Annotated in this window: 20 protein-coding genes and 2 pseudogenes; 16 read left to right on the plus strand and 6 right to left on the minus strand. The window is 63.2% G+C overall.

Features of this window, described 5'->3' with window-relative positions; all coding sequences use genetic code 11:
* Positions 1-49 precede the first annotated feature (49 nt).
* The gene (locus tag DCC24_RS04585; RefSeq protein ID WP_110098749.1) at positions 50-388 is read left to right on the plus strand and encodes a hypothetical protein; all 339 of its coding nucleotides are present in this window, start codon (positions 50-52) and stop codon (positions 386-388) included.
* Between the two features lie 334 nt (positions 389-722).
* A complete protein-coding gene (locus DCC24_RS04590; RefSeq protein ID WP_110098750.1) occupies positions 723-1,202 on the plus strand; it encodes a hypothetical protein in 480 nt (159 codons plus the stop codon).
* Between the two features lie 348 nt (positions 1,203-1,550).
* Here DCC24_RS04590 and DCC24_RS04595 read toward each other — a convergent pair whose 3' ends face one another.
* Entirely contained in the window at positions 1,551-2,153 is a 603-nt protein-coding gene (locus DCC24_RS04595; protein WP_110098751.1) for a cadmium resistance transporter, read from the minus strand.
* On the minus strand, positions 2,150-2,509 hold the full coding sequence (locus DCC24_RS04600) for a helix-turn-helix transcriptional regulator (protein WP_006590980.1): 360 nt from the start codon (positions 2,507-2,509) through the stop codon (positions 2,150-2,152). The genes DCC24_RS04595 and DCC24_RS04600 overlap by 4 nt, the downstream gene beginning before the upstream one ends.
* A 24-nt stretch (positions 2,510-2,533) precedes the next feature.
* Between DCC24_RS04600 and DCC24_RS04605 the strand changes: the two are divergent.
* The 3 genes and pseudogenes from DCC24_RS04605 to DCC24_RS12500 form a co-directional block, all read left to right on the plus strand.
* A pseudogene (locus tag DCC24_RS04605) lies at positions 2,534-2,968 on the plus strand (recombinase family protein); the annotation flags it as partial.
* A 121-nt stretch (positions 2,969-3,089) separates the two neighbouring features.
* Positions 3,090-3,215 (plus strand): hypothetical protein, encoded by a 126-nt coding sequence (locus DCC24_RS12495; protein WP_255410796.1) that lies wholly within the window; start codon positions 3,090-3,092, stop codon positions 3,213-3,215.
* Positions 3,216-3,224: 9 nt separating this feature from the next.
* Positions 3,225-3,356: a hypothetical protein gene (locus DCC24_RS12500; protein ID WP_255410797.1), complete on the plus strand. Its 132-nt coding sequence runs from the start codon at positions 3,225-3,227 to the stop codon at positions 3,354-3,356.
* 82 nt (positions 3,357-3,438) lie between these two features.
* Here the strand turns inward: DCC24_RS12500 and DCC24_RS04610 are convergent, their stop codons facing one another.
* Complete coding sequence (locus DCC24_RS04610; protein WP_110098825.1) at positions 3,439-3,822, minus strand: metalloregulator ArsR/SmtB family transcription factor; 384 nt, start codon at positions 3,820-3,822, stop codon at positions 3,439-3,441.
* A gap of 91 nt (positions 3,823-3,913) precedes the next feature.
* Here DCC24_RS04610 and DCC24_RS04615 point away from each other — a divergent pair, with 91 nt between their 5' ends.
* The 8 genes from DCC24_RS04615 to DCC24_RS12170 all read left to right on the plus strand — a co-directional run bounded on the left by DCC24_RS04615 (position 3,914) and on the right by DCC24_RS12170 (position 9,214).
* A complete protein-coding gene (locus DCC24_RS04615; RefSeq protein ID WP_110098752.1) occupies positions 3,914-4,744 on the plus strand; it encodes a methyltransferase domain-containing protein in 831 nt (276 codons plus the stop codon).
* 38 nt (positions 4,745-4,782) lie between these two features.
* Entirely contained in the window at positions 4,783-5,901 is a 1,119-nt protein-coding gene (gene arsB, locus DCC24_RS04620; protein WP_110098753.1) for an ACR3 family arsenite efflux transporter, read from the plus strand.
* Positions 5,898-6,323: an arsenate reductase ArsC gene (locus DCC24_RS04625; protein ID WP_110098754.1), complete on the plus strand. Its 426-nt coding sequence runs from the start codon at positions 5,898-5,900 to the stop codon at positions 6,321-6,323. The genes arsB and DCC24_RS04625 overlap by 4 nt, the downstream gene beginning before the upstream one ends.
* Positions 6,316-7,386: an ArsO family NAD(P)H-dependent flavin-containing monooxygenase gene (locus tag DCC24_RS04630; protein ID WP_110098755.1), complete on the plus strand. Its 1,071-nt coding sequence runs from the start codon at positions 6,316-6,318 to the stop codon at positions 7,384-7,386. The genes DCC24_RS04625 and DCC24_RS04630 overlap by 8 nt, the downstream gene beginning before the upstream one ends.
* 47 nt (positions 7,387-7,433) lie before the next feature.
* Entirely contained in the window at positions 7,434-7,829 is a 396-nt protein-coding gene (locus tag DCC24_RS04635) for a helix-turn-helix transcriptional regulator (RefSeq protein ID WP_110098826.1), read from the plus strand.
* Positions 7,819-8,697 carry a permease gene (locus DCC24_RS04640; RefSeq protein WP_110098756.1) on the plus strand — a complete coding sequence of 293 codons (879 nt, stop codon included), beginning with the start codon at positions 7,819-7,821 and terminating at the stop codon, positions 8,695-8,697. The genes DCC24_RS04635 and DCC24_RS04640 overlap by 11 nt, the downstream gene beginning before the upstream one ends.
* Before the next feature lie 46 nt (positions 8,698-8,743).
* Positions 8,744-8,911: a hypothetical protein gene (locus DCC24_RS12165; protein WP_166769961.1), complete on the plus strand. Its 168-nt coding sequence runs from the start codon at positions 8,744-8,746 to the stop codon at positions 8,909-8,911.
* Between the two features lie 72 nt (positions 8,912-8,983).
* Positions 8,984-9,214, plus strand: coding sequence for a hypothetical protein (locus DCC24_RS12170; RefSeq protein WP_199446208.1), 231 nt, complete (start codon positions 8,984-8,986; stop codon positions 9,212-9,214).
* A 260-nt stretch (positions 9,215-9,474) separates the two neighbouring features.
* Here DCC24_RS12170 and DCC24_RS04650 read toward each other — a convergent pair.
* Positions 9,475-9,992: pseudogene (locus DCC24_RS04650) on the minus strand (recombinase family protein); the annotation flags it as partial.
* A 20-nt stretch (positions 9,993-10,012) separates the two neighbouring features.
* On the opposite strand from DCC24_RS04650, the gene DCC24_RS04655 reads away from it, so the two are divergent.
* From DCC24_RS04655 to DCC24_RS04665, 3 genes are all read left to right on the plus strand, one after another.
* Positions 10,013-10,723 carry an LLM class flavin-dependent oxidoreductase gene (locus DCC24_RS04655; protein ID WP_233491978.1) on the plus strand — a complete coding sequence of 237 codons (711 nt, stop codon included), beginning with the start codon at positions 10,013-10,015 and terminating at the stop codon, positions 10,721-10,723.
* 138 nt (positions 10,724-10,861) lie between these two features.
* Complete coding sequence (locus DCC24_RS04660; protein ID WP_110098757.1) at positions 10,862-11,830, plus strand: LapA family protein; 969 nt, start codon at positions 10,862-10,864, stop codon at positions 11,828-11,830.
* 41 nt (positions 11,831-11,871) lie between these two features.
* Positions 11,872-13,599, plus strand: coding sequence for an AMP-binding protein (locus tag DCC24_RS04665; RefSeq protein WP_110098758.1), 1,728 nt, complete (start codon positions 11,872-11,874; stop codon positions 13,597-13,599).
* On the opposite strand, the gene DCC24_RS04670 is transcribed toward DCC24_RS04665, so the two are convergent.
* Both DCC24_RS04670 and DCC24_RS04675 read right to left on the minus strand, forming a co-directional pair.
* A complete protein-coding gene (locus tag DCC24_RS04670; protein WP_199446212.1) occupies positions 13,596-15,161 on the minus strand; it encodes a fatty acyl-CoA synthetase in 1,566 nt (521 codons plus the stop codon). The genes DCC24_RS04665 and DCC24_RS04670 overlap by 4 nt on opposite strands.
* Positions 15,162-15,227: 66 nt before the next feature.
* Complete coding sequence (locus DCC24_RS04675) at positions 15,228-16,421, minus strand: acyl-CoA dehydrogenase family protein (RefSeq protein WP_233491979.1); 1,194 nt, start codon at positions 16,419-16,421, stop codon at positions 15,228-15,230.
* Positions 16,422-16,478 lie beyond the last annotated feature (57 nt).

Here is a 16,478-nt window from a genome sequence, read left to right on the forward strand (position 1 = left end):
TCGGGCATAGCATGTCTGACAGATCTCTGCCTCCCATAGGAGCCCCACCATGCGATGCCACCTGATCACCGCCACCACGCTCGCAATCGCCGCCAGCGCCCTGCTCACCGGCTGTAGTGGCGACAGCCTCGAGGGCACCTACCTCGACGCCAAGGAGGGCCGATACATGCTCGTCCTCGGCGAGGACAGCACCTGCGGCCACCAGGAGCGGACCAACCCGCAGGCCGAGATCGACGATGACTGTTCCTGGACCCGCAACGGCGATGAGCTGACCTTCGTCGGACTCATGAGCTACAACGTCTACGGCACGGTCAACGACGACGGCTCGATCACCATCCCGCACCAGAACCACGTCAGCTCGAAGCTGCTGCAGAAGCAGGAGAGCTGAGCGTGATCACGAGACCCCCGGGGAGCATCCGCTCCTCGGGGGCTCTTTCTTGATCTGCGTGAATGCAGGAGTCGTGGGATAATGAAGCACGCGCATCAAAGACTTCTTCGAGGAGCCAGCGGGGACTGGCAACCCCTGGGATTCATCGAAGCCGGTTCTCAACGCCGACCTGATCACCCAGCTCGCACAGGGCACCGCCTACGACCCGAACCCGCTGGAGACCGCGCTCGAGCTCACCAGGCTCGTCCGAGCAGAGTACGAGTCCTACGGCACCGAGAAGTCGCACCTGCGGACCGACGAGGACGAGGCGAGGGCCGCACTCAAGGCGCTCCGCATGCTCCTCAAGCGGAGGGGCATCGTCTTCGACCCTCCATGGCGTGACTTCTCCGAGTTCCAGATCCACTGGATGGCTGAAGGTGCCCGGGGTAGCGGTAGCTGGCAAGCCCGCCGCGACATCATCGAGAAGGTGTTTCGGCCGATCCAGGATCAGCTTGAGGAGGCCGAAGAGCGGCAGTTCCTTGGCGAACTGGCCGAAGGCATCTCGCCGCACGGCGATCTCGGCTGGACTGACGTCGACGATCACATCTCACAGCTACGGCAGCGCTTCAGGTCAGCCTCCACGCCTGTCGACTACAAGGATGTGGGCAACCGTTGCGTCGGCGTCCTCGAGGCGCTCAGCGCCCACGTCTACGATCCTGAGGTGCACTGCCCTCCGGTACTCTCAGAGCCTCCGGTCGACAAGACCGACATCCGCATCGGCGCGTACATCGACCACCGTCTGCCCGGCAAGTCCAATGAGGAGCTGCGGGGCTGACCAAGAAGGCGTCGGCTCTCGCCCACAAGATGAAGCACTCACCGAAGGCCGACCGGACCACGACCGGCATCACCGCGGATGCCGTGATTCTGTTGGCGAACATCTTGCGTCGACTCGAGGAGGGCTGAGGTCCTCCACGCAGACCGGGGCGCCCGTCGATCCTCCTCCGTCGGATCACCGGGCATCGGGAGGTGTGGTTGTGGCTTCGTTCGCTTCGTGGCGGGGTTTTTGCAACGCTCCGTGGCGGTCTTGTTGCCGCGATCACCCAGGACTGGCTGCAGGTAGGTGTCGCGGTCTGAACCGAGAGGGGTGAGCACGGTCGGGGCCGTTTGGATCGTTGCCGCTACGTCAGAGTCCGAAGGCTCCGCCGCTGACGAGGATCACGATGCCGAGGCCGATGAGAACGATGGGGAAGAGGATGTGCTCCCAGCGTTCGAGCACTTCGGCGATCGGGGGGCGGGTGGCGACGAACTTTGCCAGGGCCACCAGGACCGCGACGAGCGCGAGGAAGACGATGCAGTAGGCGACTACTGCGAGAGGTTCCACGCTGAGGAAGACAGGGGTGTAGACGCCGATGTTGTCGCCGCCGTTGGCAAAGGTGACGCCTGCGACTGTCCACACGCCGACCTTCGTGCCGGCAACCTTGGCCTCGTCGTCATCGTCGTCATCGTCTCCGCGCCAGGCCTGCCATGCGGCCCAGAGGCCGAGGCCCAGAGGAATGAGACCGAAGTACGGGATGGCTGCCGAGGGCAGGAATGCTCCGGCGCCGATGGTCACCAGGACCGAGGCACCGAGGATGCCGGCGAATCCGAGGTACTGGCCGGCCAAAATGCGGGCGGTAGTGCCGCGCTGGCCTGCCCCTCGCGCGAAGAAGAGGGAGAGCACGATGATGTCGTCGATGTTGGTCGCTGCGAACAGGCCCATCGCCTGCAAGACCGAGGTGAGGATCATGCGCCCTCCCCAGCTGCGTCGCATCCGGGAAGCGAGCAGGCGGGATCGATGCACGGGGCGTCTTCGTCCACTGCCAGGGTGGCATCGACCAGTGCCGTTAGCGCCTGCGCCAGGTGCGAATCGGCGATCTCATATCGTGTCCGACGACCCTCGGGCTCGGAGACGACGATCCCGCAATCGCGCAGGCATGCCAGATGGTTGGACACGTTCGGGCGTGTCAGGTCCAGATCTCGGGCCAGTTCCGCCGGGTAAGCGGGATGGTCGAGCAGGGTCAAGATGATCCGGGATCGAGTGGGGTCGGCCAGTGCACGACCCAGGCGGTTCATCACGTCGAGACGCGAAGCAATAGTCAGCATGAACTGAACTATACAGCACATACTGAACACTCGGTCACAGGCGTCAGCCCAGATCGCATGCCCGTAAGGGGATCCTTCACCGTACGTCGGCTGGCCCGCTCGCTCCCGGACGCGAGGGACATCGCGGACGAGCTCACCATCAAGGGAGTGGCGCTCAGTCTCGGAGGCAGCGTCTACGACCCCAACGACGCCGTCGGCCGGTTGCTGTTCAACGTGCTCGGCATGGTGGCCGAGTTTGAGGCGGACCTCATCCGCCTGCGCACCCGCGAAGGCATTGGCATCGCCAGATCCAAGGGCAAACTCAAAGGCACGAAGCCCAAACTCTCGCCCTCTCAGCGCAAGCACCTGCTGACGCTGCACGCCGCCGGCGAACACACCCAAGCCGAGCTCGCCGAGCTGTTCAACGTCTCCCGCACCACCATCTACCGCGAGCTGCGCCGCACCACGGCCGCCACCTGATCGCGCCTGCACCGCCACTGAGAGATCACAGAAACCCGCCACCAAGCCATCACATCCACAGCTCTTGTCCTTCGTGACCTTCACGCCCGTCTTGGAGCCGACCCCCTTGATGAGGTTGCTGATGAGCGTCGGGGCGACGATCACCGAGGCGACGAGCGCCGAGATGCCGCCTGCGATCCAGACGTTCTCGAAGATCCCCATCGCCTGCGTCAACAGCAGCCGCACGACCATGAAGCCGACGGTGTAGAGCGCCGCCATGAGCGCGAGCCGCCAGATGGGCGAGCGGGCCTGGAACGCCTGGAACTCGCGCCATGCCGTGCGCAGGGCACCCTTCGTCTCGCGGAAGTCGGGCCGTCATCCTCCGGCAGCACCAGTAGCCCTGCCTTGAGCATGAGGCCGACGAACTGGAACCCTCGCGGGAGCAGCGTGGAACCGCTACGCCGCCCTGCGCCGCTGAACCCCGAATCTCCTCAGCAGGAGCACGCGGGAGTGTCAGTGCTCAGTGTCTGCGGGTCGAGCGCGGCCGAGAGCATCCCCAGGATCTCGGGAACGACCGCGTAGTAGGCCCACTTGCCGCGCTGCTCACGCGTGACCAGGCCGGCGTCGACGAGCTGCTTCATGTGATGCGAGACCGTGGGCTGGGAGAGGCCGACAGGCTCGGTCAGATCGCACACACACGCCTCCCCGCCGGACTGCGCAGCGATCATCGACACCAACCGCACCCTCGTGGGATCACCGAGGGCCTTGAACATCCGCGCCAACTGCTGCGCATCCTCGACCGCGAGCACCCCACCCGTGACGGGGGCGCAACATCCTCCCGTGTCGGTCGCGACCAGCGACAGTGAGATCGGCATGCCCTCGACCCTACGCCATGCATTGACAACTGTCGATACATCGACGAGCATCAATATGTAGTCGGGGTACCCGCGGGAAATGGAGCAGGCAATGAGCGAGAACGAGAATACCGAGCTGCGTGAGCAGGTCCGCGCCCGCTACGCCCAGGCCGCGACCGCGGTCACCACCGGCACCTGCAACGCCGACCTCCTCACCGAGGAGACCCCCGTCTCCTCGTGCTGTTCCAGCACGACTGCCGCCGAGGGCACTGAGCCGGATTCGCGTTCGTGCTGTGCTCCGACCGAGCGGAGCTTCGGCGCGGGCCTCTACGACGAGGCGACCGCCGCCGGACTCCCATTGGAGGCGGTCGAGGCCAGCCTGGGCTGCGGCAATCCCACGGCGGTCGCCGAACTCCACAAGGGTGAGCGCGTCCTCGACCTCGGCTCCGGTGGCGGCCTCGATGTGCTGCTCCCCGCCCGCAGGGTCGGTAAGTCGGGGTTCGCCTATGGGGTGGACATGACCGACGAGATGCTCCCGCTGGCCGAGAAGAACAAGAACGAGGCCGGGGCGGAGAACGTCGAGTTCCTCAAGGGCACCATCGAGGACATATCGCTTTCGGGCGGGTCGGTGGATGTGGTGATCTCCAACTGCGTCATCAACCTCTCCACCGACAAGCCCGCCGACCTTGCCGAGATGTTCCGCGTCCTCGCGCCGGGTGGCCGTATCGGGGCCTCCGATGTCGTCGCCGAAGACCCCCTCACCCCCGAAGAGCGTGCTGAGCGCGGTTCCTACGTTGGGTGTATCGCCGGAGCCCTGTCGAAGACCGAGTACCTCGACGGCCTCGCCAAGGCGGGGTTCACGGGTGCGAGCGTGGAGTTCACGCACGAGCCCGCGGACAGGATGCACGCCGCGATCATCCGCGCCACTAAGCCTACGAACTAACCGCATACCCCGAGCTGACGAGGAGACTGAGCAGCACGATGCCCGCACCCCCGAACACCAAGAGCACGAACACCCCAGCGCCTGCGGCTGCGGCGAGGCGGCAGTTGTCGACGTTGGATAAGTGGCTGCCGGTCTGGATCGGGCTGGCGATGATCGCCGGCCTCCTCCTGGGCCGCTTCATCCCCGCCCTGGCTGACGTGCTCACGAGGATGGAGGTCGCCGGCATCTCGGTGCCGATCGGACTGGGCCTGCTGGTGATGATGTACCCGGTGCTCGCGAAAGTCCGCTACGACAAGATCGCCGCCGTCACCGGCGACAAGAAACTCCTGGTGTCCTCGCTGGTGCTGAACTGGCTGCTCGGCCCCGCGGTCATGTTCGCCCTCGCCTGGCTGTTCCTGCCCGATCTGCCCGAGTACCGCACCGGCCTCATCATCGTCGGTCTCGCCCGCTGTATCGCGATGGTGGTGATCTGGAACGACCTGGCCTGCGGCGACCGGGAAGCGACCGCGGTGCTGGTCGCGATCAACTCGATCTTCCAGGTCGTGATGTTCTCCGTGCTCGGATGGTTCTACCTCACCGTGCTTCCTGGTTGGCTGGGCCTGGACACCCAGGGCCTGGACGTCTCGGTCGGGCAGATCGCCCTCAACGTGCTCGTCTTCCTCGGCGTACCGCTGGTCGCGGGGTTCGCGACCCGCTGGATCGGCGAGAAACGCAAGGGCCGCGCCTGGTACGAAGAGAAGTTCATCCCGCGCGTCGGGCCGTGGGCGCTCTACGGGCTGCTGTTCACGATCGTGCTGCTCTTCGCCCTCCAAGGCGAAACCATCACGCAGAATCCCCTCGATGTCGCGAGGATCGCGTTGCCGCTGCTGGTCTACTTCGCGTTCATGTGGTTCGCAGGCCTCCTGCTCGGCAAGGGCATCGGCCTCGGCTACGCCCGATCCACCACGCTGGCATTCACCGCGGCGGGCAACAACTTCGAACTCGCCATCGCCGTCGCCATCGGCACCTTCGGCGCAACCAGTGGGCAGGCGCTGGCCGGGGTGGTCGGCCCGTTGATCGAGGTGCCTGTCCTCGTCGCTCTCGTCTACGTCTCCCTGTGGGCTGCACGCCGCTGGTTCCACACCGACCCCTACCAGACAGAAACGAGCCCCCGATGACCACCGATACCCCTCCGACGGTGTTGTTCGTCTGCGTCCACAACGCCGGACGCTCCCAGATGGCCGCCGCCTTCCTCACCCACCACGCGGCGGGCCGCATCGCGGTCCGCTCCGCTGGGTCGGAGCCCGCCCACCAGCTCAACCCGGCCGTGGTCGAGGCCATGCGCGAGGTCGGCATCGACATCACCGCCGAGCGGCCCAAGCTGCTGACCACCGACGCGGTGCAGACCGCTGATGTCGTCATCACCATGGGGTGCGGCGATACCTGCCCGTTTCTCCCCGGCAAGCGCTACGAGGACTGGCAGCTCGACGACCCCGCAGGGCGTGGGCTCGACGCCGTGCGTACTATCCGGAACGAGATCGAGACCCGCGTCCGCGTCCTCATCGCCGAACTGCTCGTTCCTCAGGAGACCGATGAGTGAGCACGCCGACGTCGTGGTGATCGGCGGCGGCCAAGCAGGCCTGGCCGCCGGCTACTATCTTCGCCGGGCGGGGCTGAACTTCGTGATCCTCGACCGGCAGGACCGTGCAGGCGGGGCCTGGCGTCACGGCTGGGACTCACTGCGACTGTTCTCCCCGGCCGAGTACAGCCCGCTACCGGGCTGGCCAATGCCGCGCCAGCGGGGCGAGACGTTCCCCACCGCCGGTCACGTCGTCGAGTACCTGCACGACTACGAACAGCGTTACGAGCTGCCCGTGCACCGGCCCGTCCAGGTCAGCGGCGTCCGCGCCCACAGCCGCGGGCTCAGCGTTGAGACCGACCGGGGCACCTGGAACGCCGAGTTCGTCATCAGCGCCACCGGCACCTGGGACACCCCCTTCATGCCCGCCTATCCGGGCATGGCCGATTTCGCGGGCGAGCAGCTACACACGGTCGACTACTCCGTCCCGGAGCGATTCCGCGGCCAGCGGGTGCTGGTCGTCGGTGCCGGCAATTCCGCCGCGCAGATCGTCGCCGAGGTCTCCACCATCGCGGAGACGACCTGGGCGACCCGACACCCGCCCCGGTTCATGCCCGACGACGTCGACGGCCGCGTCCTCTTCGACACCGCCACCCGACAAGAAGCCGCCCGGAAGGCGGGAACCCAGGCCGATGGCGTCTCCGGTCTGGGCGACATCGTCATGGTCCCCAGTGTCCGTGCTGCCCGCGACCGCGGCGTGCTGCGCCCCCGCCCCATGTTCGACCGGCTCACCGCCGAGGGAGCGGCCTGGAGCGACGGCACCATGGATCCCTACGACGCGATCATCTGGTGCACCGGCTTCCGCCCCACCCTGAACCATCTCGCGTCCCTGGGCCTGAGGCGCGAGAACGGCGTGCCCAAGACCATCGGCACACGCTCCGCCGACGAGCCCCGCCTGCACCTGCTCGGGTACGGGGACTGGACCGGCTTCGCCTCAGCCACCCTGATCGGGGCGGGCAGGACCGCCAAGGACGCAGTCCATGACATCACCAGCCACCTCCCCGAGGCGTCACCCCCACAATAGATAAGCCGTCGCTTGTGTCATAAGCAGTGGCTTATTAGTGTGGAGGTATGCCTTCACCGATACAAATTCCGGCCGTGGCCTCGGACCTCTCAGCCAAAGAACGCGCCGCCTACCTGGCCCCCACCCTCTCGGCCCTGGCCGATGAGAACCGGCTCACGATCGTGCTGTGCCTCGCCGATGGCGCCAAGACGAACAAGCAGCTGCAGGAGGCCACCGGCCTTAGTCAGGCGCTGGTCAGCCACCACGTCTCCGCCCTGCTTAAAGCGGAACTGATCGACGTGACCCCGCAGGGCCGGTCGAACCTCATCTCGATCTGCTGCGAACAGTTGGCCGCCCCAGTCCAATGGCTGGCCCACCTTGCCACCCTGACTCCCGCCGGACAGCGAGCCTGCTGCACCGAGGCCGAAATCCCGGCACGCAGTGTGGTGACCGATGCTGACTGACACGCTCGGCACCTTCGCACTGCTGCTGGGCGAGCTGCTGGCCCTGTTCCTCGTCGTCTCGACCGCCGTCGCGCTGATCAACCGGCGATTCGGCCCGGAGAAGATGCGTGACTGGATGAGCAGCGGGAAAGTCCCCGGATCCATCAAGGGACTACTTTTGGGGGCGGTGACTCCATTCTGCTCCTGCTCGACACTGCCGATGCTGGTCGGAATGCTCAACGCCGGGGTCGCCTTCCAGACCGCGATGACCTACCTCATCGCCTCACCGCTGCTCAACCCGATCATCGTCGGCGGCGTCGGAATCATCTTCGGGTGGACGACCGCGATCGTCTACACGCTCTTCACCCTGGCCGTCTCACTGATCATCCCGTGGGTATGGCGCGGCCTGGGCCTGAAGAAGGCGCTCAAGCGCGTGCGCGTGCAGGGCGAGACGACGCCCGAGCCGTGGAAAGGAATGCGCGGCGAGATGCCCGGAGCGCTCCACCAAGCCTGGACCGATCTGCGCCCCCTGCTTGTGCCCATGCTCATCGGCGTGGCGATCGGAGCCGCGATCTACGAGTTCGTCCCCGAGGACCAGCTGACCGCCTTCGCCGGAGCCAACATCTGGTGGGCGGTGCCACTGGCCGCGGTCATCGGCACCCCGCTCTACATCCGCTTGGAGACCATGCTCCCGGTCGGGCTGGCCCTCCAGTCCGCCGGTGTGGCCCTCGGCCCGATCTTCGCCCTGATGATCGGCGGGGCCGGGGCCTCCCCGCCGGAGGTCTCGATGCTCACGGCGATCTTCAAGCCACGGCTTCTCGTGGCATTCGTCGTCACCATCCTTACCGTGGCGATCGCCGGCGGCTACATCCTCACGATCACAGCCTGATCCCTACAACTGTCCCCCGTAAACCCACCATAGGAAAGGAACCACCATGGGACTGAAAGACCTGTTCACCGGACGCTCGAAGAACGAGCAGTCAGACTGCTGCAACGTCGAGATCGTCCCGGCCGACGAAGACGATAAGCAGCAGAACACCAACACTACGACGCCTCAGCCAACGGAGGAGAACTGCTGCCAGGACGCCAAGACGGAAGGCTGACGCTATCCACAGAACTTCGATGCCGTCATAGGAACAGCCACGAGGGCCCCGCCACTGGCGAAGGCCCTCGCCGTGTGCGCAATCCAACCCTCCGACCATGCCACGCTGCTCGCCACCGACACCGCGCAGACCTCGGCTGCAGTGAGCACGACGAGATGTGGCGACACCTGCCCGGTCTTCCCCGGCAAACGCTACGAGGACTGGCAGTTGAACAACCCCGCAGGACTTGGGCTCGACGCTGTGCGCCCCATCCATAACGAGATCGGATCCCGCATCCGCGACCTCATCACCGAACTCACCTGACCCAAGATCATGACCGGCCCAGCGCACCTGCCGAGCATGGACCTCTCCCTCTTCACCGATAGCCCCGTCCGGCCCTGGCCGGGGCTATTCCGTCATCTCCATCATCGGACCCTGCCGGTGATCCTGCGCGCCTCGTCCTCATGACGACGCGCCTCGTCCTCGAGCTGCTTGCCCGGCGCCCGCAGCTTGTCGACCCGCTCCATCCGCTCGTCGTAGAACTGGCGGAAGGTGCCCCCGCCCGACCGGATCAGGTACGCACCCGCCTCGGCCTGCTCCGGGATCTGCGCCCCGTCCTTCGTGTAGCCGAACGGCGTCCAGCCCGAGAGCACCGGCATCCCCTCGGTACGACGGCGTTCGTTCGAGCGGATCGTCCGCTCCGCCTTGCGCCTGGCCTCGAAGCGCGCGTGCCGGCCAGCATCGTCGCCCAGAACTCCCCATCGGCCGTGGCGAGGTCGATCTCGCCGTCGACCGTGACGACCTGCAGCCCATGGTCGATCAGCGTGTTCAGATCCTTGGTGCTGCGCAGGAGGCGGTCGATGTCGACGGCGACCACGATGTCGAACTGACCGGCGTTGGCGTCCTTAAGCATCCTGGCCCAGTCCGTGCCGGCACCACGCGGCTTGGAGGCCGAGACGGAGGAGTCCTCGTACTCGGCGACGACCCGCCAGCCCCTCAGCGTGGCCAGGTCGCTGATCTTGCGGAGCTGGGTGTCGATGGCCCATCCGTCGCCCGTGCGGTCCTGGGAGATCCGCATGTAGGCGGCTACGCGACTCGTCATGAATCCAATGTTACGGGTGAATGTTGCGCTACGAGAATCCGCTGTACTTTGCCGAGGAAGCCGCCACCACCGATCTCATCTCCGATGCGCGTCTACATCTGGGGATCTCCCGTGGTTCCCCTGAGGCGGCCTTGGATGGGCAACACCAGTTCGGTTATCACCGTGACCAGGGCCAGTCCTGGTCTGACTATGCCCGCAACACCGGGGGACGCATTCGACAGGCAGTCTCCGGTGAGCCCATCGCTCATGCCGACCCGGAGTCGTCCTGGGCGCCGGTGGGGGTGGACCGGTTGCGCATCGAACCGTATTCCTCGACCTTGATTAACCGCCTGTATTGGGGCGCGGGAAGCACCTCGTCGGCAGTCTGGGCCGGCGAACAGGGATATAACTTGGTCTCGTCTACCCTGTTGTTGGAAGACGACGGACGCCCCTTCCATATCCAGCAGGCTCACCAACTCACCGAGTATCGTGCCGCTTATACTGCCTCGGGCCACACGACAGGCGGACAGACGGCGGTCACTCGGTCTATCTACGTGATCGAATCGGCCGAAGACAAGCTCCGTTATGCCCCGATCTCGGGGGAGACAGATTCTGTCGGGATGCTCGATGGTGCTCGAGCTCGGTCCGGGCCCACGGTGGTGGGCACCGTAGACAGCGTCGCGGAGCAGCTGGCCGCAGATCAGGCGGCGCGAGAGGCTGACCTGCTCCTGGTGGCCAACCCCAACCAGTGAGGCGTGGTTGCCAACCGGCGCCTCTTTGCCAGTTGGGTCCGGGTATTTGAGCACCTGGGCTGGAAGTGATGGATCAGCCCGCCGTGCGTCCCACCGTTTCATCTCACCACACCGAGCGCACAAGATAGAGTGAGCATCGTGGAGCCTGTGATCTTCTTCTTACTGGTGGCCCTGGTGATCGCTGTGGGCTGTTGTGCCGTGTTCTTATATCAACGTCGTGTCCAGCGTGCCCGATTGAACGCCTTACAACACAAGATCAAGCGGTTGCAGTCGGAACTGGCACTGCGAGAAACCGACCCCGCTCAGGCCTTGGACCACCCCGAATGGGTCACCGGCCAGCACCCAGCGATTCAACGTCTCCATACACAGTACGCCCGCGCCCAGCGACTCTGGGCACCGACGGTGTCACCTGTGGACCCAACTTCTGATCTCGCCACAAATCCCCGCTTATCGAATCGGGATCTGAACCGCATCGAAACGATTACCTCACAGTTGGAGGATGTGCTCCGGGAGACGGAGACCATTATGCGCTTCACACAGTCCGGCGCCGAGGTCGACAATGTTCAGTTGCAGCAGTATTTGGAACCACGCTGGGGCGAGCGGTTGCGGTACCCCGATACGTCGGGGATGTCCGGTCGGCCCCGGGCGGAATATCTGCTCGATCACCTCTGGCCCTGCCGGCCACGGTTCGTCACCCGCGTCAGCTCCGCGGCCAGCCAGGTCATCCGTGAGCGGCTCGCTCACGGCACCTGGATCACCGACGAGTACGGCTTCCTCTGGCCCGCCAGTGTCAACATCGATCAATGGGCGGTATACCGCACCGTGATGTTGGGCTCACATGGGCGTTTGAAGGATCTGAGCCCGGTGGAGATTGCTAATGTTTATTATGAGGCGCTCGGCGACGACGATCTCGATGCACAGTCCCTTTTCCATCGGGCACAGCGGATCCTGGGCTTTCTGTTCTTTACACCAAAAAATCGTGAAGTGCTCCAAAATGCACTCACCGTGGGATTGCGTACCGACAGGTTGCGGTTAGTTGGTGAGAACATTGCCCGTGGCCGGAAGGACTTTGAGTCGGGCTACCGCCGAGTGGTGCACGACATCTGATCAGCTCGAGCCAAGATTGAAGCCACGAAAGGTGTGTGTTGATGACAGTCACGGAGACCTACCGAGCCTACCGAGATGACCTGCTACGTTTACGTGAGGATCTCGACCAAGCACGCAAGAGCTTCTCGTGGCCTGAGATCGACCACTTCAATTTCACCTCCGACTGGTTCGACCAGCTGGCCGCCGACCCCGTCCGTGGCGATCAACCAGCTCTGATCATTGCCAACGAGGCCGGCGTAGACATTTCCTTGACCTTCCGCGAGCTCGCGGAGCGCGCTGCCCGCGTGGCGGTCTGGTTCCAATCCCTGGGCATGGGCCGTGGCGATAAGCTCATGGTGATGCTGGACAACCAGGTCGAGCTGTGGGAAGCCATGCTGGCAGCGATCAAGCTCGGTGTGGTCGTTCTGCCCACCACCACGATGCTGGCTCCCCAGGCCATTATCTCTCGTCTGGAACGCGCCCAAGTGCGTTGGGCGATGACCAATACGGACAATCTCGACAAATTCGCCAACTGTGCCGACCAGCTCGATGGTTTGATCACCACTGGGGAGGCCACAGATCAGGCCCACGGGTTCACCCGCGAGGCCACCGGCGAGCTGACCGATCCGGGGCTGACCGATGCGGCGGAGACGATGCTGATCTATTTCACCTCCGGGACCACCTCGGAACCGAAGATGGTTACTCACACGCAGTACTCCTACGCAGTAGGGCACTTCTCCACTCTGTATTGGATGGGGTTGCGTCCCGGAGACGTCCATCTGAATATCGCCTCCCCGGGCTGGGGCAAACACGCCTGGTCCAGCTTCTTTACACCCTGGATTGCCGAGGCCACCATTCTGGTATTCAACTACCGTCGCTTTGATCCCGAGGCGCTGATGGAGTTAATGGATCGCCAGCAGGTCACCTCCCTGTGTGTTCCTCCGACCGTGTGGCGAATGCTGATCCAGGCAGATCTGACCCAACTGTCCACTCCTCCAACGGTTGCACTCTCGGCCGGGGAACCACTCAGCGCCAGCATCATCGAACACGTCCGGCGTGACTGGGGCGTGGATATTCGCGACGGTTATGGGCAGACCGAATCCACGCTCCAAATCGCCAACACCCCCGGCCAAGAGCTCACCCCGGGCGCTTTGGGTCGCCCGTTGCCGGGCTACCAGGTCGAGCTGATGGATCAGGACACCGAAGACATCATTTCCGGCCCCGGTGAAGGCCAGGTCGTTCTCCGCCTCGACCCACGACCGGGCGGGTTAACCCCGGGATACTACCGGGATGATGAGCGTAATGCCGAAGCCTTCTCACAGGGCGTGTACCGCACCGGGGACGTGATGAAGCGCGATGAATCTGGGGTCTACACCTACGTGTCCCGCGCCGATGATCTGTTCAAGGCCTCCGACTACAAGCTCTCGCCCTTTGAACTGGAATCCGGGCTCATCCAGCACCCCGCGGTGCTGGAAGTTGCCGTGGTGCCTTCACCGGATGCCATTCGTATGGCCGTGCCGAAGGCTTATATCGTTTTGGCTCAAGGCTATGAACCTACCGAAGAGACCGCGCGGTCCATCTATGAGTTCGGTCGTGAGACACTGCCACCATACGGCCGAGTTCGTCGCTTCCAGTTCTCGCAGCTACCCAAGACGATCTCCGGCAAGATCCGACGGGTGCAATTACGTCGCCAAGAGCAAGAACTCCACGGTGACGATGGGCAGAAGACTCCGCCCGTGGTTACCGAAGGGTTCGACGTCGAGTTTGCTGAGGCCCAGTTACGGTCTTAGGCCGCCCGGAGCTCGCGTTTGAGGATCTTGCCGGACTGGTTCCGAGGCAATTCATCGACGAACTCGTAACTCTTAGGAATCTTGAACCCGGCCAAGATGGGACGCAGGAACTCTTTGAGCTCGTCAGCGTCGAGCTGCTGGTCGGGCTTGAGAACCACGAAAGCGGTAATGGACTCGATCCACTTCTCATCAGGGCGCCCAATGACCGCAACTTCCGCCACGGCGTCGTGACGGTAGATGGCATCTTCGACTTCGCGGGAGGCAACCAGAATACCGCCGGTGTTAATGACATCTTTAATCCGGTCGACCACCTCAATGTAGCCGTCTTCATCGAGCACGACCTGGTCTCCGGAGTGGAACCAGCCATCGGCGAAGCTTTCGGCAGTAGCCTCACCCCGATTCCAGTAGCCCCGACACAGTTGCGGCGAACGATACTGAATCTCCCCCGGGGTTCCTTCAGGGACCGGCTGCCCTTCTGGGTCCACCACCCGGATTTGCACCGTGGGTAACGGTAGACCCGCGGATTTCGGCCGTTCATCATGGTCTTCTGGACGCAAGACAGAAACGAGCGGCCCCATTTCAGATTGACCGAAGCAGTTGTAGAACCCGATTTTCGGATAAGCCTCCCGCAGTCTTTGGAGCACCGTGACCGGCATGATAGAGGCTCCGTAGTAGGCGTGCGTCAGCGAGGAGAGATCCCGGTGTTCCAGCTCTGGATGCTGCGATAACGGCACCCACACGGTCGGGGCTAAAAACAAGCTGGTGGCCCGGTCTTCTTCCACCTTCGCCAAGATCTCTGAGATATCCGGAACGGTTAGGAGTCGAACGGTTACCCCCATCAGCAGATAAGGGGTCAAAAACACGTGGAGCCCGGCCGAGTGATAAAGCGGCATACACACCACAGGACGATCCTGGGGCGTAAAGTCCAGAGCCTGTTGCACCGCACCATAGTGGGTCATCAACGATTCGTGCGTGTGAATCGCACCCTTCGGGCGCGAGGTGGTTCCGGAGGTATAGAGCAGTTGCACTACATCACTAGATTGTGCCTGACTATCCGGTGTCTCACCAGAGGTGTAGGCCTGGCGTTGCTCAGGATCCTCGAGAATCAACTGCACCCGAGCCAGTAGCGAGTCCATGTCCCCGTGGAGCAAGGTCACCTGTTGCACGGCCGTATCGCCACGAACTTCCTCGACTTTGTCATATTGATCTGGATCACAAAAGACATAGGTGGACCCGGAGTCAATCAACGCATGTACCAGCTCTTCACCGGTGAGGGCGAAGTTAATGGGCACGTGAACTGCAGCGGCCCGTAAAGACCCAAAGAATGCCAACACAAAGGCATCGGAGTTCTTGGCATAGGAAGCCACGCGGTCACCCGGTTTCACCCCGGCTTCGATCAGCAGACGAGCGGTGATGGTGGCCGCATAGTCTAGATCTCGATAACTAAATTCGCGTTGCAGATATTTCAGAGCTGGCTTATCGGGCGATCCGACAGCTACCCGGTGCAAAGCTTGCCCGATGGTGTTCAGGCGGGCACGCTGGATCATTTCACTGGTTTTCATGGGGGCCTTTGTGTGAGATTCTCTGGGATACCATGTGAGAGAAAACACGGCGTGACATGGCTGACTCTACACGAAAGCAGAGTGCCCCGTCACCGCCCTAGACACAATCAGCGAGTTGATCTCATAGGTGCCTTCATAGGTGTGTATCACCTCGGCATCACCGAAGATCTTGGCTGCTTCATAGGTCGATAGGATCCCGTTACCACCCAGCGCGTTGCGCGCAATAGCCGCCGATTCTCGCAACAGCCGAGACCCGGTCGCCTTACCCATGGCGGCATGGACCATTTCGATCTGGTTGGTTTCTTGCAAGCGAGCAATATTCATCATTATGCCCAGACATGCATGGGCATTGGAGATCAGGTCTGCAAGACCTTGCTGGATGAGCTGGAACTTCACCAACCGACGACCGAATTGTTGTCGATTCAGCGCATAGTTGCGCATCACATCAAAGGCACCCAGCTGGGCGCCGACGGCTTGCCAGCCGACCCAGACCCGGGAATTGCGCAACATTTCGTTCGCGGAGTCAAAGCCGACCACTCCGGGGAGCATGTCATCGCTGGAAACCAAGACGTTATCGAGGGTGATGTCCGCGTTTTGCATCACGCGCAGACCGATCTTATGCCCAATCTTTGCGGCCGAAAACCCTGGGGTCGATGAGTCAATCAGGAAAGCCTTCACCGAACCATCAGCGGCATCCTTGGCCCAGGCCAAGAGAAAATCACAGAAAGTCCCGGCGCCGATCCAGCGCTTGGCACCATTAATAACCCATCCACCCTCAACCGGGGTGGCAGTGGTTTCCAAACCCCCGGCGATGTCGGACCCGTGATCCGGCTCGGTCATTCCAAACGACCCGACCGCCTCAAAACGGGTGAGTTTTGGTAGCCACTGCTGTCGTTGAGCCTCAGACCCCAATTGGTTGACCATACCGACAATGAGCTCATTATGAATACCCACCAACGCCCCGAGCGAGACATCGACACGACTCACTTCGGAGTAGACGAGCCCACGGTAGAGCCAGGACCGGTCCTGTAAAGCCACATCGGCGAGCCCAACCTCAGCCATCCCCGAAAGCAACTCAAAAGGAAACTCTTCACGGTTCCAGTAGTCGACAATCACCGGGCGAACCACGTCCTGCATGTAGGATCGCACGGCACGCAAAGCTTGACGTTCATCAGCCGTCAGCAACGATGCAACATCGAACAGATCCGCATCAGGGAAAGGGAGACGAAGCTCAGGGTCGCAGGCCACGGTCGAAGTCATTGACATCCTCTCTCGAAACTATAAAGTGAGCTGTATCACTCCAGTTGGAACTATACA

Origin of the sequence: Auritidibacter sp. NML100628 (assembly GCF_003185985.1) — a bacterium.
GTDB classification, from domain to species: Bacteria; Actinomycetota; Actinomycetes; order Actinomycetales; family Micrococcaceae; genus Auritidibacter; species Auritidibacter ignavus.